This window comes from Actinomadura sp. NAK00032 (assembly GCF_013364275.1).
Lineage (GTDB): Bacteria > Actinomycetota > Actinomycetes > Streptosporangiales > Streptosporangiaceae > Spirillospora.
The window spans coordinates 7,904,539-7,923,979 of the sequence record NZ_CP054932.1; the positions used below are offsets into that span (position 1 = coordinate 7,904,539).

The 19,441-nt window shown below is 68.8% G+C and carries 19 protein-coding genes; 15 read left to right on the forward strand and 4 right to left on the reverse strand.

Annotated elements, in window-relative coordinates:
* Positions 1–366: 366 nt before the first annotated feature.
* The 4 genes from HUT06_RS36265 to HUT06_RS36280 are packed head-to-tail and all read left to right on the forward strand — an operon-like array spanning position 367 to position 4,300.
* On the forward strand, positions 367–1,614 hold the full coding sequence (locus HUT06_RS36265; protein WP_176199837.1) for an extracellular solute-binding protein: 1,248 nt from the start codon (positions 367–369) through the stop codon (positions 1,612–1,614).
* Complete coding sequence (locus HUT06_RS36270) at positions 1,615–2,559, forward strand: carbohydrate ABC transporter permease (protein ID WP_254715567.1); 945 nt, start codon at positions 1,615–1,617, stop codon at positions 2,557–2,559.
* Complete coding sequence (locus tag HUT06_RS36275) at positions 2,556–3,419, forward strand: carbohydrate ABC transporter permease (RefSeq protein ID WP_176199838.1); 864 nt, start codon at positions 2,556–2,558, stop codon at positions 3,417–3,419. Before HUT06_RS36270 ends, HUT06_RS36275 begins: the two co-directional genes overlap by 4 nt.
* Positions 3,416–4,300, forward strand: coding sequence for an ROK family protein (locus tag HUT06_RS36280; protein ID WP_176199839.1), 885 nt, complete (start codon positions 3,416–3,418; stop codon positions 4,298–4,300). The genes HUT06_RS36275 and HUT06_RS36280 overlap by 4 nt, the downstream gene beginning before the upstream one ends.
* Positions 4,301–4,390: 90 nt before the next feature.
* Here HUT06_RS36280 and HUT06_RS36285 read toward each other — a convergent pair whose 3' ends face one another.
* Positions 4,391–4,792 (reverse strand): NUDIX domain-containing protein, encoded by a 402-nt coding sequence (locus HUT06_RS36285; protein ID WP_176199840.1) that lies wholly within the window; start codon positions 4,790–4,792, stop codon positions 4,391–4,393.
* Positions 4,793–6,110: 1,318 nt separating this feature from the next.
* Here HUT06_RS36285 and HUT06_RS36290 point away from each other — a divergent pair.
* The 3 genes from HUT06_RS36290 to HUT06_RS36300 all read left to right on the forward strand — a co-directional run bounded on the left by HUT06_RS36290 (position 6,111) and on the right by HUT06_RS36300 (position 10,222).
* Positions 6,111–6,980 carry an alpha/beta hydrolase fold domain-containing protein gene (locus HUT06_RS36290; RefSeq protein WP_254715568.1) on the forward strand — a complete coding sequence of 290 codons (870 nt, stop codon included), beginning with the start codon at positions 6,111–6,113 and terminating at the stop codon, positions 6,978–6,980.
* 35 nt (positions 6,981–7,015) lie between these two features.
* Complete coding sequence (mca, locus tag HUT06_RS36295; protein WP_176201855.1) at positions 7,016–7,858, forward strand: mycothiol conjugate amidase Mca; 843 nt, start codon at positions 7,016–7,018, stop codon at positions 7,856–7,858.
* 1,125 nt (positions 7,859–8,983) lie between these two features.
* On the forward strand, positions 8,984–10,222 hold the full coding sequence (locus HUT06_RS36300) for an HNH endonuclease signature motif containing protein (protein ID WP_176199841.1): 1,239 nt from the start codon (positions 8,984–8,986) through the stop codon (positions 10,220–10,222).
* Between the two features lie 636 nt (positions 10,223–10,858).
* Here the strand turns inward: HUT06_RS36300 and HUT06_RS36305 are convergent.
* Positions 10,859–11,281 (reverse strand): hypothetical protein, encoded by a 423-nt coding sequence (locus tag HUT06_RS36305; RefSeq protein WP_176199842.1) that lies wholly within the window; start codon positions 11,279–11,281, stop codon positions 10,859–10,861.
* 69 nt (positions 11,282–11,350) lie between these two features.
* Here HUT06_RS36305 and HUT06_RS36310 point away from each other — a divergent pair, with 69 nt between their 5' ends.
* The 3 genes from HUT06_RS36310 to HUT06_RS36320 all read left to right on the forward strand — a co-directional run bounded on the left by HUT06_RS36310 (position 11,351) and on the right by HUT06_RS36320 (position 14,093).
* Entirely contained in the window at positions 11,351–11,974 is a 624-nt protein-coding gene (locus HUT06_RS36310; protein ID WP_176199843.1) for a TetR/AcrR family transcriptional regulator, read from the forward strand.
* 57 nt (positions 11,975–12,031) lie between these two features.
* Entirely contained in the window at positions 12,032–12,793 is a 762-nt protein-coding gene (locus HUT06_RS36315; RefSeq protein WP_176199844.1) for an alpha/beta fold hydrolase, read from the forward strand.
* A gap of 490 nt (positions 12,794–13,283) precedes the next feature.
* On the forward strand, positions 13,284–14,093 hold the full coding sequence (locus tag HUT06_RS36320; RefSeq protein WP_176199845.1) for a hypothetical protein: 810 nt from the start codon (positions 13,284–13,286) through the stop codon (positions 14,091–14,093).
* Here HUT06_RS36320 and HUT06_RS36325 read toward each other — a convergent pair.
* Complete coding sequence (locus HUT06_RS36325; RefSeq protein WP_176199846.1) at positions 14,090–15,367, reverse strand: cytochrome P450; 1,278 nt, start codon at positions 15,365–15,367, stop codon at positions 14,090–14,092. The two genes, HUT06_RS36320 and HUT06_RS36325, sit on opposite strands and share 4 nt — an antisense overlap.
* Positions 15,368–15,459: 92 nt before the next feature.
* On the reverse strand, positions 15,460–16,380 hold the full coding sequence (locus HUT06_RS36330; protein ID WP_176199847.1) for an NADP-dependent oxidoreductase: 921 nt from the start codon (positions 16,378–16,380) through the stop codon (positions 15,460–15,462).
* Between the two features lie 151 nt (positions 16,381–16,531).
* Here HUT06_RS36330 and HUT06_RS36335 point away from each other — a divergent pair, with 151 nt between their 5' ends.
* The 5 genes from HUT06_RS36335 to HUT06_RS36355 are packed head-to-tail and all read left to right on the forward strand — an operon-like array spanning position 16,532 to position 19,440.
* Positions 16,532–16,888, forward strand: coding sequence for a VOC family protein (locus tag HUT06_RS36335; RefSeq protein ID WP_176199848.1), 357 nt, complete (start codon positions 16,532–16,534; stop codon positions 16,886–16,888).
* Positions 16,885–17,196 (forward strand): helix-turn-helix transcriptional regulator, encoded by a 312-nt coding sequence (locus HUT06_RS36340; RefSeq protein WP_176199849.1) that lies wholly within the window; start codon positions 16,885–16,887, stop codon positions 17,194–17,196. Before HUT06_RS36335 ends, HUT06_RS36340 begins: the two co-directional genes overlap by 4 nt.
* Positions 17,193–18,143 carry an ATP-binding cassette domain-containing protein gene (locus HUT06_RS36345; protein WP_254715569.1) on the forward strand — a complete coding sequence of 317 codons (951 nt, stop codon included), beginning with the start codon at positions 17,193–17,195 and terminating at the stop codon, positions 18,141–18,143. The genes HUT06_RS36340 and HUT06_RS36345 overlap by 4 nt, the downstream gene beginning before the upstream one ends.
* A 6-nt stretch (positions 18,144–18,149) precedes the next feature.
* A complete protein-coding gene (locus HUT06_RS36350; RefSeq protein ID WP_176199851.1) occupies positions 18,150–18,950 on the forward strand; it encodes an ABC transporter permease in 801 nt (266 codons plus the stop codon).
* Between the two features lie 55 nt (positions 18,951–19,005).
* The gene (locus HUT06_RS36355; RefSeq protein ID WP_254715570.1) at positions 19,006–19,440 is read left to right on the forward strand and encodes an SRPBCC domain-containing protein; all 435 of its coding nucleotides are present in this window, start codon (positions 19,006–19,008) and stop codon (positions 19,438–19,440) included.
* The last annotated feature ends 1 nt before the right edge of the window (position 19,441 follow it).

Consider the following 19,441-nt stretch of genomic DNA (forward strand, 5'->3'; position numbering starts at 1 on the left):
CGGTCAATACCGGGCAAAACAGACCGCAGGCCAGGGCCAAGAAGCTCGCACCACCACCGGCACCGCCGATCGCGTTGCCGCCCCCGTCGTCGCCCCGCGAGCGGCCGCATCGGGACGGGGCGGCGATCCGCTCAGAGTGAACATCCCCGACGCTCCTGGCGGCCCGCACAGACCACCCCAGCGTGAACACCAGACCAGAACAGCCTTAACCCGGTGCCGCGTAACGGTTAAGACTCGTGAGTAATGCGCCTCTTGAACTGGTACGGACCAGTGTTTATCTTCGACCACACCACGCGCGATTGTGCTCGGTGGGCCACCCCATCGAGCACTATTTTGCACGCGCGAAAGCCGGAGAGGCGGGGACAGATGAAACGGCACCTCATGGGCGTCGTCGCGGCGGGCCTGACCGTGGCGCTCGGCGTCAGCGGATGCGGCAAGGGCAGCTCGTCGGGCGGAGACTCCGACGGCAAGACCATCAAGTTCGTCGCCGCGATCTACGACGACAACACCAAGCCCTACTGGGACGCACTGATCAAGGACTTCGAGGCCAAGAACTCGGGCTACAAGGTCAACCTGGAGATGGTCGACTGGACCCAGATGGACGCCAAGGTCAAGACCTACGTCCAGACCAAGCAGGTCCCCGACATCCTGAACTACAACGCGTTCTCCGACTTCGCCCGCGACGGCCTCATCTACAAGGCGTCCGAGGTGCTGTCGCCGGCGACGCTCGGCGACTTCACGCCCACCTTCGTCCAGCAGGCGCAGTACAACGGCACCCAGTACGGCCTGCCGTTCATCTCCAGCGCGCGCCTCCTCTTCTACAACAAGGACCTGTTCAAGAAGGCCGGCATCACCGACCCGCCCGCCACCTGGGCCGAGGTCAAGTCCGGCGCGGAGAAGGTGAAGAAGGCGGGCGCGATCGGCTACGGGCTGCCGCTCGGCCCCGAGGAGTCGCAGGCCGAGTTCTACTCGTGGGCGATGAACAACGGCGGCGGCTGGGTCGACGCGTCCGGCAAGTGGGCGATCAACCAGAAGGCCAACATCGACACGCTCACCTTCCTCAAGGACCTCAACAAGTCCGGGCTGACCCAGCCGAACCCGGAGACCACCGACCGCAAGACGGTGTTCAACCAGTTCGCGCAGGGCAAGGTCGGCATGGCCATCGGCGGGCCGTTCACCAAGGCCGGGTTCATCGACCCGGTGAACAAGGACCTGAACTTCGGCGTCGCGCCGCTGCCGAGCAAGAGCGGCTCCGAGCACAACACGCTCGGCGTCATGGACGTCCTCGCCGCGTTCAAGAAGGACGACGGCAAGAACAAGGAGGCCATCAAGAAGTTCCTCGACTTCTTCTACCAGAAGGAGAACACCTCGAAGTTCCTCACCACCGAGGGCTTCCTCCCGGTGACGAAGTCGGCCGGTGACGCGCTCAGCGCCGACCCGTACATGAAGCAGTTCGTGGACGCGCTGCCCACGTCCAAGTTCGCCCCGACGTCCAACCCGGCGTGGTCGGCGGTCGCCGGCGCGGTGAAGCAGGACCTCGGCACCGCCGCCGCGAACGAGGACCCGAAGAAGGTCCTGGACAAGATCCAGGAAACCGCCGAGAAGGCCGGCTGAGTGCAGGACCTCAAGGCCAAGGAGCGGGGGGCCGTCACCTCCCCGGCCCCCCGCCCCTCCCTCGCCCAGCGGATCGGCCGCGCGCTGACCCCGCTGCTGTGGCTCGGCCCGGCGCTCGTCCTCATCACGGTCGTCGTCCTCTGGCCGGTGATCGAGATGGTCCGGACGTCGCTGCAGAAGATCAGCTCGTCCGGCGTCACGCTCGGCTACCGGGGCGGCGGCAACTACACCGACCTGTTCGGCGAGGACGACCTGATCCCCGTCGTGCTGCGGACGCTGCTGTGGGTCGGCGGCATCGTGATCGTCACGATGGTGCTGTCCCTCGCGCTCGGCCAGCTGCTGAACGCCCGCTTCCCCGGCCGCCGCGTCGTCCGCTGGGCCGTGATCGTCCCGTGGGCGGCGTCGGTGCTGATGACGGCGCTGATCTGGAAGTGGATGCTGGACAACTACTCCGGCATCGTCAACCGCGTCCTGCTCGACCTGCACCTGATCGACAAGCCGGTGAACTGGCTGGCCCACCCCACCCAGGCGATGTTCTGGATGATGTGGGTCGCGGTGTTCGTGTCGCTGCCGTTCACGTCCTTCGTCATCCTCGCCGGCCTGCAGACGATCCCCGGCGACGTGTACGAGGCGGCCCGCGTCGACGGCGCCGGCCACGTCCGCACCTACTTCGGCATCACCCTCCCCCTCCTGCGCCCGGCCATCCTCATCGCCTCGATCATCAACGTGATCAACGTGTTCAACAGCTTCCCGATCATCTGGGCGATGACCGGCGGCGGGCCCGGTCACAAGACCGACACCACCACCACATACATGTACAAACTCGCGTTCTACGACCAGAACGTCGGCGAGTCCGGCGCGATGGCGGTCGTCAACTTCATCCTGATCCTGGTGATGGTGCTGCTGTACCTGCGGGCCGCCCGCTGGCGTGAGGAGGTCCGATGACCACCCGTTCCGCACCCGAGGGGACGCTCTCCCGCGCCCCCCGGCGAACGCGAAAGATCATTCTCGCGGGCGTCGGCTGGCTGGTGGCGCTGGCCTTCCTGGTGCCCTACCTGCAGATGTTCTTCACCGCGCTCAAGCCAGAACGCGAACTGACGAAATCCCCGGGCACCTACCTGCCGTCCCACTGGACGTGGTCGAACTTCGTCGACGTCTGGTCGGCGGCCCCCGTCTGGACGTACCTGCGGGTCTCCCTGACCGTCGCGGCCGCCGCCACCCTGGTCACCCTCGCGTGCGCCCTGCCCGCCGCCTACTACACGGCCCGGAACCGTTTCCGGGGCCGCGGCGCGTTCCTGCTGCTCGTCCTGGTCACGCAGATGTTCGCGCCGACCGCCCTCGTCATCGGCATCTACCGGGAAATGGTCGCGCTGAACCTGACCGACACCCTGATGTCGCTCATCCTGGTGAACGCGGCGTTCAACCTGCCGTTCTGCATCTGGATCCTGCACGGCTACTTCTCCAGCATCCCGAAGGAACTGGAAGAGGCCGCCTTCCTTGACGGCGCGGGCCGCATGGGCGCCCTCACCCGCGTCACCCTCCCCATTTCCATGCCCGGCGTGGTCACCGCGATCGTCTACACGTTCATCGCGGCGTGGAACGAGTACATCGTCGCCCTGACCGTCACCGCGTCCCCGGACCGCCGCCCGCTCACGGTCGGCATCCCGTCCTTCGTCACCCAGTACCAAGCGCACTGGCAGTACCTTTTCGCCGCCTCCCTGATCGCGATCATCCCGGTCGTCATCCTGTTCATCTTCGTCGAGCGCTACCTGATCGGCGGCCTGACCGCGGGCTCCATCAAATGAGCCTGATCGGCCTGGACGTGGGCGGCACCTTCATGAAGGCGGCGCTGACACAAGACTCGGAGATACTCCTCACCGGCTCATGGCCCACCGACCGCGAAGACCCGGTGGGCGGCATTCTCGACTTCGCCGCCCACCTCGCGTCCCGCGCGGCCGCACTCGGCTCCCCCGCCGAGGCCGCCGGCATCGCCCTGCCCGGCATCGTGGACGAATCCACGGGCACGGCCGTCCATTCCGCGAACCTCGCCTGGCGCGACGTCCCCATGCTCCACCTGGCCGGCGAACGCCTCGGAATCCCGGTCGCCGTCGGCCACGACGTCCGCACGGGCGGCCTGGCGGAAGCGGTACTGGGCGCCGGACGCGACGCCGGCGACTTCGTCTTCATGGCCATAGGCACCGGAATTGCCGCCGCCCTGATCCTGAACGGCACCCCATATCCCGGCACGGTCGGCTGGAGCGGGGAGATAGGGCACGTGGTCGTCCGCCCGAACGGCGAGGACTGCGCCTGCGGCAACAAAGGCTGCCTGGAGAGATACGCCTCGGCCGCCGCGATCTCCCGCCGCCACGGCGCCTCCGTCCCCGCAGAGGAAGTGATAGCCCGCGCCGAGCAGAACGACGAGAAGGCCGCCGAGGTCTGGTCCGAAGCACTCGACTGCCTAGCCGACGGCCTGGCCGCCACGACGCTCCTCCTGGACCCGTCCCTACTCGTCATCGGCGGCGGCCTGGCCAAAGCCGGCGACTCGCTCCTGGCCCCGTTGACCACCCGGCTCGCGGACCGCCTGACCTTCCGCGAAGCACCCCGCCTGACATTGTCCGAGTTGGACGACCAGGCAGCCGTAAAAGGCGCAACGATCCTCGCCGCCCGCCTCCTGACACCTCACTAGCCGAACGCACCCGTGTCACGCGCCTCCCCGAGCCGGGCCCCCACACCGACCACCAGGAATAGTCAATACCTGCGGATCGGGTCTTTCGTGTCAGTGGAGTTGGCCGGCTTGATGTAGGTGGTCGAAGATGACCTGGTCGACGGGAGATACCTGGTCGCGGTCGGCGTAGGTGAGCCAGACGAGTTCTGCGATTTCACTGCTGGGGGTCGGCTCACCACGGTGGTCGGCGGTGTAGCAGGTCATCTGCACGGTGACGCCGGCCGCGTGGCCGTGTGCTTGCGCCCGGAAGGTCCCCACGTGCGTGGCGGTGTCCGGGACGATGGCGATGGCGAGCTCTTCGTCGATTTCTCGGATCAGAGTGTCAAGGTCGGTTTCGCCTTCTTCGCGCTTGCCGCCGGGGATGTAGTAGACGTCCTTGCCCTGTGAACGGGTACTGAGGATCTTGCCGCTGTCCAGGTGGATCCAGGCGATCTTGTCAATGGTCGCGGTCATCGTTAAGCCCCTCCGAAGGAAGATGAATCAGGCTGCTTGATCGTCGGGCCGGTTCAACGGCTCGCCGCTGGTAAACGTTGCGCCGGCGTGGACGAGGACGGCCACGTGGGATACATTCGCCCCCCGGCCAACGGGTCTGGTCGGATGCGATGAGCCTGAACGCCATGGCCAGGCCAACGGCCCACGAACCCGGCCCCTCGGTAACCTCGGTGGCCTTGCGGCACCACCGGTCGGCAAGATCGCCGAGAAGAACCGCCGCCCTTCACCCATGACCTCGTCGATGCGCTTCGGCCCGGCATCCGGCGGGCGCCCTCCCAGACGATCTCGTCGACCAACGGTGCCGAACCCAAGCCTCCCACCTCAGAACGGCGGCTGTCGCAGGGTCTGGAACTACGGTGAGCGATGGGTGTGCCTTCCGGACCGCTCCACAGATCCGCCCCAAGCATTGCTCCAACCACACACCACTCCCAGCAGCTCTGGTGGCTCTAGTAGCTCTGGTCGCTCACTTCCCGACGCCGGAGTAAGAAGGCACCGTGAGCGCGAACGACGACGAGACCGCTGCGAAGAACCGGCCAGGCACCGCACAGACATTCATGGCCCTACCAGCGCCGGCCAAGGACGCATGGGTCCTGCACCTAGAGTGTGTAATCGACGTCGTCCGAGCCGTCGTCGAGGTCTCCTCCCCGGCCGGATTCCGCTGCGCAGGCTGATCCCGACCGAACCGCAGGCTCCCGACGTCAACCGACCAGCCGACACCAGACGTCCCGACTTCGGACTGCAGCCCCTGTCCGTTCCCAACACTCAGGCGAAGTGGGTGCAGGCGGCAGACCAGGTCACATCCGTCAACCACCAAGCGGTTCTCGCCGCCCACGCAAGCCCGTGACCTTCCAGACGCCTGACTTGCGATACGCGCACACAGTCCTGAAGGGACCTTCGACGACGCCGCCCGTCGCAGTGCACCTTCGCAAGCGTCAAGACTGCATCGAGCAGGCCATCGGCGGCCCACCACCAGCACAACCGGCAGCACCAAGCACCCACGGACGGTCGTCCAGCCGCCGTCCCAGATCGCCCTCTCGGGTCAGCCGAGAAGGCCTACGCCAGACAACCACCCCGTCCGTGGGCCCACAGGGCACCCCCAAGACATCGCCGTCTACCTAACACCGGTCGCCCCCCACCCGGCTCCCGGCCACACCTCCCGGCTCCCGGCTCCCTGCCCCACTGCCCACATGTGCACAGCCACTCCACAAAGTAATACTTGACATAGATTTAGGTTCGACCTATTTTTTGCCTCATGCCAGCAGTGAAGAGGAGGACACACTTGGAGATCCAGTGCAGCGTCGCGGAGGTCGCGGACATCCGTCAGCGATTGCGGCTGCTAACGGACGGGACGCCGGAGCCGCCCGCAGACGCCGACCTGACGCCCGCGCTCCCCGGAACCGGCGGGGTGCCGGGGCAGTGGATGAACGCCTCAACCCGAACGGCCACGGAGGCGGGAGTCACGCTCTACCTGCACGGCGGCGGCTTCGCCCACACCGATCCTCGGGCGGAACGAGCGCTCGCCTACCAGTTGTCCAGCACAACACAACGTCCAGTGTTCGGCGTGGACTACCGGCTCGTCCCAGAACACCCCTACCCCGCTGCACTGGACGACGTGACCACCGTCTATCAGAGCCTGATCGACCAGGGCGTGCCCACCTCGCGGATCGCGCTGTTCGGCGAGTCGGCCGGCGCCACTCTCGTCCTATCCGCCCTACTAACTCTCAAGGAGACCAGAGCCCCACTACCCGCGACGGCGGTCGTGGTCTCGCCGCTCACCGACCTCACACTGTCCAGTCCGTCGTTGACCGCCAACGACGGCTGGGACCTCATCAGCAAAGCGGTGCTGGAGCAGGTCTGCGCGAACTACCTAGCCGGAGCGCGCCCGGACCTGGCGCCGGCGTCACCCCTCCACGGCGACCTGGCGGGCCTACCCGATCTGCTGGTGGTAGCGGGCGCAGCGGAGATCCTCGTCGATGACGCCCGCCGACTGGCCGCGGCGGCCACCGCAGTTGGAACAACCGTCGATCTCGACGTCTACGAAGGCATGCCGCACGTCTTCCACCTGGCGATGCTGTCCGGCACCCCGACGTCCACCACGACCACGTTCCTCCGCCGCCTGGCGGACTGGACGGAAAGGAGGTGCGCGTGAACCTGCGCGCCACCCGAGAACGGCCATTGCGCCTGATGAGCGTGCACGCCCATCCCGACGACGAGTCGAGCAAGGGCGCAGCGACGCTGGCCAAGTACGCCGCCGAAGGAGCAGACGTACTGGTGGTCACCTGCACCGGTGGCGAGCGCGGCGACGTGCTCAACCCCGCCATGGACCGCACCGACGTGCGCGACAACCTCACCAGGATCCGGCGCGCCGAGATGGCTGCCGCTCGCGAAATCCTCGGCGTCCGCCAGCAGTTCCTGGGCTTCGTCGACTCCGGCCTGCCCGCCGCCGACGAGTCGCTACCGGACGGCTGCTTCGCCGCCGCGCCACTGGAAGAGGCGACCGAAGCCCTCGTGGCGGTGATCCGCCGTTTCCGGCCGCACGTGCTGATCACCTACGACGAGACCGGCGGCTACCCGCACCCCGATCACATCAGAACCCATGAGGTGACCGTCGTGGCCTTCCAGGCAGCCGGCATCCCCGGCAGATTCCCCGGGACAGGACGGCCGTGGCAGCCGCTCAAGCTCTACTACCACGGCGCCCTATCGAAGGCATGGTTCCAGGCATTGCACGACGGTATGACGGCACGCGGAATCCCGTCCGGCATGGAGGACGTCCTAGCCGAGTTCGGCGACAGTGCGCCCGCACCGGCATTCACCACCCGAGTGCCCTGCGCTGAATACTTCCCGGCCCGAGACCGGGCGCTGCTGGCACACGCCACGCAGATCGACCCGAACGCCGGATTCATGCTCCACGACCGCGATACCGAACGCGATGTATGGCCTACCGAGGACTACCACCTGGCACGATCCCACATAGAGGTCTCCTTGCCGGAGGACGACCTCTTCGCCGGGATACGTCCGAGCCGATGAAGCAGACTCAGCCTCCACAGGCCGCCCCGCCCCTTATCAGTACGGCTTTCGAGCGCTGAAGACAGACCGGAGCTTCTCACCGAGAGCGCGTCTGTCCAGCGGCTTCAAGATGATGGTGTCACTCGCGTCCACAATGACATTGGGACAGCCGCCATTGCGGCTGGACGCCCGACGACACACTCAGCGTGGTCACCTTCTTGCCGGTACGCGCCGCGCCTCCCGCACGATCACCCCGTAGCGGGATCTATAGAACGGGAACCGCTTCGGCTTTCCCACATTTTTGAAGTAGCGCCTCACCGCACCCGACCGGCGGCTGGGATGGCCATGGTAGATGCATGCGATGAGTTGCCATCCATCCGGAATCTGCCCCGAAGGTATCCGCATATCACCGGGCACCGTGGACAGACCCTTGCCGTCCATCGCATACTCCAGTTCCTCGGGATCTCTCTACACCGACCATTCGGACGTAATGCGGGCCCAGCCGGGCAGAGGGATCACTGGACGTCCGCCACGGCTTCAGGTCCTTTCACCGACAGGCCGCTTCGTTGACGTGCACGTCCGGGGGCCAGGACCGCTCAGTGGACCAACTCGGCGGCCCGACGGCGCCGCGGCTTGCGTCGCCCGTTCATCCGCCACCTCGCCGGAACACGCCACCGACGCCAACATGACCGCGCAGGTAGGTAAAAGCAACCACGCCACCTTTCTCGCAAAAGCCGACCTGCTGAGAATTCACCTTCATCCTGAGGGAGACCACTGGCTACCCCCGAACCGCACCGACCCACTCCAGCAGTCCCCGAACCTCACTTGCCCTGCCAGCGACCAGCCCTCGCACGCGATACCCCAAGCCCGACCGCCCCCTGCCGCAGAGCGCCACCGAACCCCGCACCAACAAACCCCAGCAACGAAAGCTGCACCCGCCAAAGCCTCCGACTTCAAGATGAATACCAGCCAACTCCATCAACTCCGACAAACATGCACCTTCTCGCCATCACACAGAATCACCTCGACCCTGACAAATGACGCCCAAGGCGACCCCCTGCTCGCGAACTGAAAATGCGGGGTGCAACTTTGAGGACATGGGAGATATGTCCGCTCGACTTCCTGTACCATTAGAACATGCATTCGATGGCGATCAATCTGGATGGCGCGTCCACCGAAGAACTGGTGGATGCTCTGTCAAAGATCGCCGCCGAACTCGCCGCCCGACCGGCCCCAGACTCTCCGACGGCCTGCGTGGATCTCGTCGAGACTCTCGCCGCCGCAGGTGATCTGCAGGAGGCCGCCCTGGCCGGGTTCATCACGGTGGTGGACGGTGCGCGGGAGGTGCAGCGGTGGGGTTTCCCCTCCACCCGTTCCTGGTTGCGGTCCCGCCTCGGTATGCGTGAAGCCCGCGCCAAGGAGCGCCTTACCCTGGCTCGCCAGCGCCACCGCCTGCCGGAGGTGGCCGGGCGGTGGGCTTCTGGTGAGCTGTCGGCCGGGTACGCCGCCACCATCGCCGACGCAGTCACCCGCCTCGACGACCACGACTGCGGCCGGGCCGAGACGATCCTGCTGGGCATGGTCGACCAGGGCTTCTCCGCCGGGAAGATCGCCGGCTTCGGAAAGCGGATCGGTGAGGTCATCGCCGAACGCGACGGCACCGAGCAGGCCCCCGAAGACGTGACGCGCGGGTATGAGCGGTCGTGGATCGACTCGACCCGCTCCCTGGACGGCGGCCGCTACATCAAGGGCTGGCTCAACGCCGAAGACGCCGCGATCTTCGACGGCACCCTCGCGCCCTTGGCCAAGCCCGCCGGAACCGACGACCACCGCGACCTGTCCGAACGCACCGCAGCGGCCCTGACCTCGGTGCTGTCGGGCGGGCACAAGGCCACCCGCGTCACCGTGATCTGCGACCTGGACACCCTCACCGGCGGCACCACCCCGGCGCGGCTGACCGACGGCACCCCCATCCCGGCCGCCCAAGCCCGCCGCATCGCCCTGAACGCCGGAGTCTCACCGCTCCTCCTGGGACGCGGAAACCTGCCCCTCTACCTGGGCCACCGGGTCCGGTTCGCCACCGCTCCCCAACGCCAAGTCCTGGAAACCCTCTACGCCACCTGCGCCGTCGCGGGATGCGAAGTGCCCGGGACGCTGTGCGAGGTCGACCACGTCCACGGCTGGGCCCTCGGCCACAGCCCCACCGACATCGACCAACTCACCCTCACCTGCGGCTGGCACAACCGCTACAAACACACCCACCCCCACCGGCTCCACATCACCAAGGCGCCGGACGGCCGCTACACCTACCGCCTCCACTTACCCGGAATCAGAACCCTGCCCCAACCCGGCCGCCCACCACCCTGGCTCACTATGGCCGCATGACCGGCAGGCCCACGCCTGCCATCCCCACCACGGGCATGGAACTACCCGTCCCAACCTGGTCACCCACCGCGCTGGCCCACGGCCCGTGCTCCCAGGCCGCACAGCTTGACCCGTACTCGGGCCCCACACGTGCCGGACCGGTCCGTGCCCAAGGTTGCCACAAGGTGCGGGGCCGGTCCTTGCCCGGGACCGGGGGTGCGCCGGCTTGCACCCGCATCCGGGACTGGTACAAGCACGCAGTCGGTCCTCACCTGTCCGGGAGCGGTCCATACTCGGCGGTCTGCATCGGGAGCGATTCCTGGCCACGCCCGTTCTTGCCTGGGAGCCGGTTCGCGCTCGGGCCGGTTCGCGTCGTTGCTGCGGCTCGGGCTCGGGCCAGCTCGCACTCAGGCCAGCTTGCGTCGTTGGTGCGGCTCGGGCTCGGGCCGGCTCGCGCTCAGGCTGGTTCGCGTCGTTGGTGCGGCTCGGGATGGGGCTTGCTCTTGTGGCACCGTCTGTCGGGGGCGACGCGTTCACGGGAGTCTTGGCTGGTGGCGGGCTCGTTCTGTGGCGGACGTCGAAGTCACAGGGCGGGTGGCGGCTTGGGCGTGTGGCTCAAGGGGCGGGAGCCTGGGCTCTCGTTGGTTGTTGCGTGCGTTAGTGGGTGGGGTCTGTTGTGGCGGGTTTTGAGGACGGTTGCGGTGAGGCGGCCAGCAGCAGGGTGGCGAAGATGAGGGGGGCGGCCGTCTGGTAGCCGATCCATACCTCGCCGCCGGCGCCGCTGCTTCCCAACACGGGTGGAAGGGCGGCGAGTGTTGCCAGCACCCAGCCGGCGTCGTAGGCGACCATGAGGCGGACGTAAGTACGCGCCGGGCGGTGGCGGAGGTGTTTGAGCTCGATTCCGCCGCAGGTCAGCAGGGCCACTCCTGCGGCGGCCATGAGCCAGGTCGGCACACCCAGCAGGCGGCCGAGTGGGGCCACGGCGATGACGAAGGCGGCGGCCAGGAGCATCTTGACGGCGCTGTCGGCGATGATCCCGATCCTCTGGCGTGCGTCCGGCGGTGCTGTGGTCTGGGGCATGAGAGGTCCTCCCGAGCTCGTCCACGACTTGTTCCGTAACCAAATTATCGCAATAATACGATTATGCGTATGACGAGAGCGGAGGCCAAGGAGCGCAACCGCCGTGCCTTGCTCGATGCGGCGTTCGAGGTCGTCGCCCGGGACGGGTACCGGGCCAAGCTCGACGAGATCGCCGAGCGGGCCGGTCTGACCACCGGCGCCGTCTACTCCCTGTTCGGCAGCAAGAACGGTCTGGTGCTCGCTCTCGTCACGGACTACCTGCGGCCGCACTACGAGGAGATCCAGCAGGCGGTCCCGGCCGGGCTGGAGTTCCTTGACGCGGTCGAGGTCTTCGCCCGGTACTACCGGCGCAGCTTCGACGCGCCGGACGCGCTGTCCGTCCTGTCGCTCCAGATCACCCTGCTGGACATGGCCTTGCACGACCGGGAGCTGGCGGTGCAGCTCGCCGCGTCCATCCGGCGGCAGGAGGAGCAGCTGATCGCGGTGTTCACCGGGCGGCCGCACGAAGGAGGAATCGTCACGTCCGGCCAGGCGGAGCGACTGGTCACGGCGCTGCGAGCGCTGTTCGTCGGCCTCAACCAGGGGGTCATCCTCGGCCTCGCCCCCGGCGCGGACGAGCAGTTCTTCGTCGACGCCGCTCGGGCGCTCGCCACTGGGATGCCCCTTGTCGAGCACGACGCGGGCCCGTCCTGACGGGCGCTGCCCGGAAAACGCGATGCGTGGGCGGGGTGAGGGCGTCAGAATCGGGACATGTGGACGGCCGGCCGTGATGGGGTGCGCATCGCCTTCGAGGTCGTCGGCCGCGGAGATCCGTTGGTGCTGCTGCACGGATTCTTCGGTGACCGCACCACCTGGCGTCTGGGCGGTCATGTCGAGGCCCTGGCCGCCTCGCATCGCCTTGTCCTGATCGATGCGCGCGGCCATGGTGAGAGCGACGCGCCCTTCGACGCCGGCAGCTACCGCATTGAACGCCAGGTGGACGACGTCATCGCGGTCCTCGATTCTCTTGAGATCGACCGGGCGGCGATGTGGGGCGCTTCCATGGGCGGCACTATCGGGCTGCGGCTACTCGGGCGCCACCCGTCCCGGCTGACGAAGCTCATCGCGGGCGGCGCTCATGCTCTGCGCGCCAGTGCCGATCCTGAGGAGGTGGCGCGGGAGACGGAGGTTCTCCGTACTGAAGGCACCGCGCCGTTCGTCGGGTGGCTGGAGCGGCAGGGGGTGGTGCCCTCGTGGTTCCGGGATCTCGTGAAGGCGGCCGACCCGCATGCACTGGCGGCGCTGACCACCGCGCTCGCCGAGCAGGAGGAGGTCTTGGACGCGCTGGCGCTGACTTCCGTGCCGGTACTGCTGGTGGCCGGCGAGAGGGATGCTCGGATTGCGGCCATCCGCCGAACCGCTGCGGAAATTCCCGGCGCCGAGTTGGTGGAGTTGCCTGGCTGTGGCCACTTGGACGCCTTTGTCCGGACCGATCTTGTGCTGCCCGTTGTCCAGCGGTTCTTGTGCGGTTGAGGCGTCGGCGGCTTGGGTGTCTCTGGTTTCCAGGGTGGTGAGAGTGGGGTGGGGCCACGTGCGAGGGACGCGCTGAAGTGGGAGTGCGCTTCTTCTAGCCGGGTGCTGCATCTCGCCGGTCGGGTACTTGCCTTTGATTTCGTTGTAGGAGGACGTGCGGGAGTCTGTTGCCGATCCGCGTTAGACCGTTGCGGGGTCCAAGCCGTTGAGGAGGGCTTTGGTCTGGTCGTCTTGTTTGAATCTCAGGACGGCTCAAGCGGTGGACATGCGTCTAGCTTCGTGAGGTTGTGGGCGCCGTTTGGGGCTTGCGGGCTGGCGGGGTCTGGCTCTTGAGTGTCGAGCCTTCGTGGGTTGACGAGTGGCCGGGGGCGGTGGTGCCCTGTTTCGGGTAGTGCCGGGCAGACCGGCGCGTCGCCGGGACGTCGCATCAGGACGTCGCATCGAGGCGTTTCACCGGGGCGTTGCATCACGACATCGCGGAAAGGGCGGTATGGCGGAGCCTTCGGTTGAAGTCGGCCGGGCGGGTGACGAGCGCCGGACGGCGGGTGGAGGACGTGGTCCGCTGCGGCGTGTGGCAGTGCTCGGTGTCGGGTTCGCCGTGTCGTATGGGCTCGTCCTCACGATCCTTAGCGAGACCTTCTTCTGGTTCGCGATACCCGGAATGCTCGGGCTCGTCACCGTGGTGCTGCTGGCCGTGCACCTGCTGCTGTACCGCTCGTTCAGCGGCGCCGTGCCGTTCGCCACAGACGGCACCGACCGCCAAGGCCCGGTGAAATACCACTACAGAATCCTGGTGCGTCGGTATCTGCTGCTCATCGTGGTGCCCGGCATCGCGATGACCGTCTTGCCGCTCGCGCTGGGGCTTCGCTATCTCGGCCCGTTCATCGCCGTTGGCCTGATGATGCTTTCGCTGGGCACGCGGTTCTGGCTCCCCCAGATCGGCTGGGTGCGGAAATGCGCCCGCGTGCTGAAGGTGTACGACTTCGAGTTCCGCTCGCCGGTGCAGAAGTCGAACCTGCAGAACCAGGGCCGGCGTTCCTTGACCCTGGGCACCGGCGGCTCCCCGCGGATGTCGGCGCGCGAACCGCTCTACTCCGACCGGTGGCCCGAGGAGATCGACGGCGGGGCCTGGTTCGCCGGTGACGACGTCTTCGGCGGCGTGCTGCTCGCCCCCGGCACGGGGGAGTTGATGTTCGCGCAGCCGGAGAACTGGGCCGTCCACGAGAATGCGCGGCAGCGGGCGGGAGCGGAGCGCCTGGACAAGGCGGAGCGGGCCGGGCTGACGCGCAGGTCCGTCTAGAGTTCCGCCACCTCGGTGATGACGAAACGGCTCTTCGGTATGGCCGGGGCCCGCCACGGATGGATGCTCAGGTCCTGTGGCGGGACAGAGTAGGAGATCCAGCGGGTGAGGGCGGTCACCGACGTCTTCATCACGTCCTTGGTGACCCATTCTCCGGCGCAGCGGTGGCCCTCGAAATGGTCGCCGCCGCCCTGCGGGATGAGGCTGTAGGCGTCCGGTGGACGGTCGATGAACCGTTCCGGCCTGAACTGTTCGGGACGGTCCCAAAGGCGCGGGTCGTGGTCCGTCCCGTGCAGGTCGAGCAGTACGCGCCGTCCCTTCGGGAAGTGGTGGCCGCGCCATGCGAAGTCGCGGGCGGCGCGCGCCGCGACGAGCGGGAAGAACGGGTAGAACCGGCGCACTTCCTGGACGAACGCTTCGAGGAGTTCCGGATCGTCGTCCGTCGCGAGCCGGCGGCGCCACTCGGGATGGTCGTGCAGCGCCATGGCGGCGAACACCACGAAGCGCGCCACCGCCACCGTGGGCCGCAGGACGTTGAGCAGCTCGACACCGGCCACGTCCGGCGGCAGGAGGCTCCCGTCCGTGTCGCGGTAGGTGGCGATCTCGGTGAGGGCCGTACCGCGGCCTGGTGCCTCGACTCCGGCGGGTGCTGCAACACGGCCGGGTACGGTATCGAGGCCGTGCCGCTCCCGGGCGCGCGTGATGTGGGCGGCGGCCCAGCGGTCGGCGAGCATGCGTGCGGCGCGTCCGCGCAGGTAGCGGGGGCCGACCGCCGCCGGAGCCTCGATCAGCGCGACGAGCGTCCGGGTGATCTGCGGAACCTGGCGCGCGGCCAGCGGCACCCCCGCCCACGCGCACACCGCGCTGCACAGCAGCTCGCTGACCTCGTCGAACAGGACGACACGCGGCTCGTCCCGCCAGGCGCCGATGCGCTCCCGCCAGGCCCGCTCGGTGAGATCGCGCAGCTCGTCCCGCGCCTCGGGCGTCATCAGGGACATGAACATCCGCTTGCGCGCGGCGTGCCGCCGCCCGTCCAGCCCCTGCACGCCGTTCTCGCCGAACAGCGTGACGCGCAGCCGCCGGGGCGCGGCGCCCTCGCGGACGAAGCGGTCCGGGTCGTAGAACACGCGCGCGGCGTCCGCCCCGGTCATGCAGGTGGTCTTCCGGAAGAGCAGCCGCGTGTCGTAGACGTCGGTGTCCAGGTGACGGGCGCGGGCGGACAGCAGCCCGTAAGGCCGTGACAGCAGCGGCAACGTGTCGTCCAGGACGGGCATGACGCTCCTTCGTTGGGGGACGGCGCTCCGCGACAAGCTGGTCAGGGACCTCGCCAGGGGATCCCGTCGGGGGATGTCACCACGGGATCCCGTCAGGGGATGATGACGAGCTTGCCGCGCGTGTGCCCGCTGCGGCTGGCGTCGAACGCGGCGCCCGTCCCCTCCAGCGGGAACGTGTCCGCGACCTGGACGCCGAGCGCGCCGCGGTCGGCGAGGCGGGCCAGCTCGGCGAGCTTCGCGCCGTCCGGGCGGACCCAGATCCAGTGGCCGCCGTGCTCGTCCACGGTGTTGTCGGCGATGGACACGTGCCGTCCACCCGTGGCCAGGACGGCGAGGGTGGCGTCCAGCTGCCCGCCCACGAAGTCGGCGACGGCGGTCACCCCGCCGGGCGCCAGCTCGCGGACGCGCTCCACCAGCCCGTCCCCGTAGGAGACCGGTTCCGCGCCCAGTTCCCGCAGGTAGTCATGGTTCTTCTCGGACGCCGTACCGATCACCCGGGCACCGCGGTCGCGCGCGATCTGGACGGCGAGGCCCCCGACGCCGCCGGACGCCGCGTGAATGAGCAGGACGTCGTCCTTGCCGACCGCGAGCCGGTCCAGGGAGCGCTGGGCGGTCATCCCGGCGAGCGGCAGGCCGCCCGCCTGGTTCCAGTCGAGCGCCTCGGGCTTGTGCGCCACGTGGTCGGCCGCGACGGCGACGTACTGCGCGAACGTCCCGGCGCCGACGACGTCCTTGCGCGCGTACGCCATGACCTCGTCGCCGACGGCGAACTCCGGCGTGTCGGGGCCGAGCCCGCGGACGACCCCGGCGACGTCCCACCCGGGGATGACCGGGAACACCGCGTCCATCATCCCGTCGAGTCCCCCGGCCATGACCTTCCAGTCGACGGGGTTCAGCCCGGCGGCGCGGACCTCGATCAGCACCTGGCCGGGGCCGACCTTGGGATCCGGCGCGTCCCCGACCTTCAGCCGCGCGTTGTCGGACGCATACGAGTCATAGGTGACGGCACGCATTCCTCCAGCCTGCCTCCGCACCCGTCCACTAAACCCGTCCGCCGGCCACGGCCACCGCCCACGGCCACCGCCCACGGCCACCGGAGCGCGCGATGCGTAGGAGATCTCCTACGCTTGACACGTAGGAATGTCCCTACCTATTGTCGGCCGCATGACCATCACACATGTGCGCCTGCTGACCGTTCCCGTCTCCGACCTGGACGCGGCCAAGGACTTCTACGCCGGCAAGCTCGGCTTCGACGTCGTCGCGGACCAGCAGAACGGCCCGGTCCGCTGGCTGCAGCTCGCCCCCAAGGGAGCGGAGACGAGCGTCGTCCTCGCCAACCACACCCCGGCCGCGCCCGGGAGCCTGCAGGGGCTGATCCTGGCGACGGCCGACCTCGACGGCGACTGCGCGGCGCTGCGCGCGGCCGGCGTGGACGTCGACGGCCCGCAGGACCTCCCGTGGGGCCGGCAGGCCGTGGTCACCGACCCCGACGGCAACGGCCTCGTCCTGGCCGGGCAGTGACCGCCGACGTGTTCGCGGCGCTGGCCAGCCCCGTCCGGCGGGAGCTCACCGCGCTCCTGCTGGACGGCCCGCGCCCGGTCAACGACCTCGCCGCGCACTTCACGATGAGCCGTCCGAGCGTCTCCGAGCACCTCAAGGTGCTCCGCGAGGCCGGGCTCGTCACCGAGCAGCGGGACGGCCGCCGGCGCATCTACCGGCTGGAGCCGGGACCGCTGCGCGAACTGTCCGAATGGCTGACCCCGTACGAGCGGTTCTGGCGCGAGAAGCTCTCCAACCTGCGCGAACTGCTGGACGAGGAGGATCTGTGACGCCCGTCGTCGAGGCCGCCGGGCTGGTCAGGCGGTTCGGCGACGTGGCGGCCCTCGCCGGCCTCGACCTCGCCGTGTCCCCCGGCCGGGTGACGGCCCTGCTCGGGCCGAACGGCGCCGGCAAGACCACCTTCGTGCGCTGCGTCGCGACCCTCGTCCGTCCCGACGGCGGCACGCTGCTCGTGGACGGGACCGACGCCGCCCGCGACCCCGCCCGGGTCCGGCGGGCCATCGGCCTGGCCGGCCAGTACGCGGCCGTCGAGGGGGCGCTGACCGGCCGCGAGAACCTGGAGATGATCGCCCGCCTGTTCGGCCGGAGCCGCCGGGACGCCCGCGCCGGCGCGTCCGGCGTGCTCGAACGCCTCTCGCTCGGCGACGTCGCCGACCGCCTCGTCCGCACCTACTCGGGCGGGATGCGCCGCCGCCTCGACCTCGGCGCGAGCCTCGTCGGCGCGCCCCGCCTCCTGCTGCTGGACGAGCCCACCACCGGGCTCGACCCGCGCAGCCGCATCGAGCTCTGGGACGCCATCGGCGACCTGGTGTCCGACGGCACGAACGTCCTGCTGACCACCCAGTACCTGGACGAGGCCGACCGCCTCGCCGACCGCGTCGCGATCATCGACCACGGCCGCGTCGTCGCCGAGGGCACGCCCCGCGAGCTGAAGGCCCGGACGGGCGGCGACCTGATCGAAGTCCACGTCCACGACCACGCCTCGCTGGACTTGGCCGCCCGTGCACTGGACGCCATCGGGCCCGTCCGCACCGACCCGCGCACCCTCCTCGTCACCGCGACGGCCGAGGACGGCCCCGACGACCTCACGAGAGCCGTCCGCGCCCTGGCCGACCACCAGATCCCGGTAGCGGACATGACCCTCCGCCGCCCGACCCTCGACGAGGTCTTCCTCTCCCTGACCAGCACCCCAGAACGACCACGTGAGAAGGAGTGAGGTGGCATGGCGGTAATGCAGGCTCCCGGTGGGGCCGGTGTCGGGGCGGCGAGTTGGGTCATCGCCCGGCGCGGGATGCGGCGGACGTTCCGGACGCCGCAGATCATCGTGATGGGGCTCGTCCAGAGCGTCGCGTTCCTGCTGATCTTCCGGTACGTGTTCGGCGGGGCGATCGGCACGGGGAGCGTCGACTACGTCGACTACATGATCCCCGGGCTGCTGACCGTGAGCGGGCTGTTCGCCGGGATGAGCGCGGCGGTCGCGGTCGCCGAGGACGTCGCGTCCGGCTATCTCGACCAGCTGAAGTCGCTGCCGATGCCGCGCACCGCCGTCATCGCCGGCCAGGTCGCGGCGGACACGGCACGCGTCACGCTGATCCTCGCGGTGAGCGCCGCGCTGGCCTTCGCCGTCGGTTTCCGCGTCCACGCGGGCTGGCCATCCGCGCTGGCCGGATTCGGGTTGTGCGTCCTGTTCGGGTTCGCGTTCGTGTGGGTGTTCGTGGCGCTGGGACTGCTCAGCGCCAACGCGCAGGCGGCGCAGGGTGCGGGGTTCCTGGCACTGCCGCTGAGCTTCGTGTCCAGCGCGTACGTCCCGGTGGAGTCGATGCCCGGATGGCTGCGGGGCTTCGCCGAGAACCAGCCGGTCACGGTCATGATGGACGCCGTCCGGGTGCTCACGCAGGGCGATGCGGCCGCCGCGCTGCTCGGCCACGGCGCCGCCCACTACGTGACGCGCTCGCTGGCTTGGACGGCCGGGATCATCGTGGTCTCCGGCGTCGTCGCCGTCGCCCGTGTCCGCCGGACGTGACATGGCGGCGCCAGGCCCCCGGCGCACCCCGGGAACGCGCCGTAAGGTGGACGGTGTGAGCGGTGAGCGCGCGTCGATCGAGGTGGACGAGTTCCTGCCGCATCCGCCGCGCAAGGTGTGGCGGGCACTCACCGAGCGGGACCTGCTGGCCCGCTGGATGATGCCGAACGACTTCGAACCCGTCGTCGGGCACCGCTTCACCTTCACCACCACACCGATGCCCAACATCGAGTTCGACGGCAGGATCGCATGCCGGGTCCTCGATATCGAGGACGAGCGGCTGCTGCGCATCAGCTGGAACGGCGGCGGCCTCGACACCACGGTGACCTGGCGACTCGTCCCCGAAGGCCGCGGCACCCGCCTGTTCATCGAGCACGCGGGCTTCGACCTGGACGACCCCGTCAACGCCTACGCCTTCCGCGGCATGGGCAGCGGCTGGCGCTCCGGCATCCTCCGCGCCCTCCAGAAGGTCCTCGCCGAGATCGCCTGAC

Bases quoted from the DNA above. Each gene is read 5' to 3' on its own strand.
- HUT06_RS36265 (WP_176199837.1), top strand. From the start codon at position 367: ATGAAACGGCACCTCATGGGCGTCGTCGCGGCGGGCCTGACCGTGGCG.
- HUT06_RS36275 (WP_176199838.1), top strand. From the start codon at position 2,556: ATGACCACCCGTTCCGCACCCGAGGGGACGCTCTCCCGCGCCCCCCGG.
- HUT06_RS36280 (WP_176199839.1), top strand. From the start codon at position 3,416: ATGAGCCTGATCGGCCTGGACGTGGGCGGCACCTTCATGAAGGCGGCG.
- HUT06_RS36285 (WP_176199840.1), bottom strand. From the start codon at position 4,792: ATGACCGCGACCATTGACAAGATCGCCTGGATCCACCTGGACAGCGGC.
- mca (WP_176201855.1), top strand. From the start codon at position 7,016: ATGAGCGTGCACGCCCATCCCGACGACGAGTCGAGCAAGGGCGCAGCG.
- HUT06_RS36300 (WP_176199841.1), top strand. From the start codon at position 8,984: ATGGCGATCAATCTGGATGGCGCGTCCACCGAAGAACTGGTGGATGCT.
- HUT06_RS36305 (WP_176199842.1), bottom strand. From the start codon at position 11,281: ATGCCCCAGACCACAGCACCGCCGGACGCACGCCAGAGGATCGGGATC.
- HUT06_RS36310 (WP_176199843.1), top strand. From the start codon at position 11,351: ATGACGAGAGCGGAGGCCAAGGAGCGCAACCGCCGTGCCTTGCTCGAT.
- HUT06_RS36315 (WP_176199844.1), top strand. From the start codon at position 12,032: ATGTGGACGGCCGGCCGTGATGGGGTGCGCATCGCCTTCGAGGTCGTC.
- HUT06_RS36320 (WP_176199845.1), top strand. From the start codon at position 13,284: ATGGCGGAGCCTTCGGTTGAAGTCGGCCGGGCGGGTGACGAGCGCCGG.
- HUT06_RS36325 (WP_176199846.1), bottom strand. From the start codon at position 15,367: ATGCCCGTCCTGGACGACACGTTGCCGCTGCTGTCACGGCCTTACGGG.
- HUT06_RS36330 (WP_176199847.1), bottom strand. From the start codon at position 16,380: ATGCGTGCCGTCACCTATGACTCGTATGCGTCCGACAACGCGCGGCTG.
- HUT06_RS36335 (WP_176199848.1), top strand. From the start codon at position 16,532: ATGACCATCACACATGTGCGCCTGCTGACCGTTCCCGTCTCCGACCTG.
- HUT06_RS36350 (WP_176199851.1), top strand. From the start codon at position 18,150: ATGGCGGTAATGCAGGCTCCCGGTGGGGCCGGTGTCGGGGCGGCGAGT.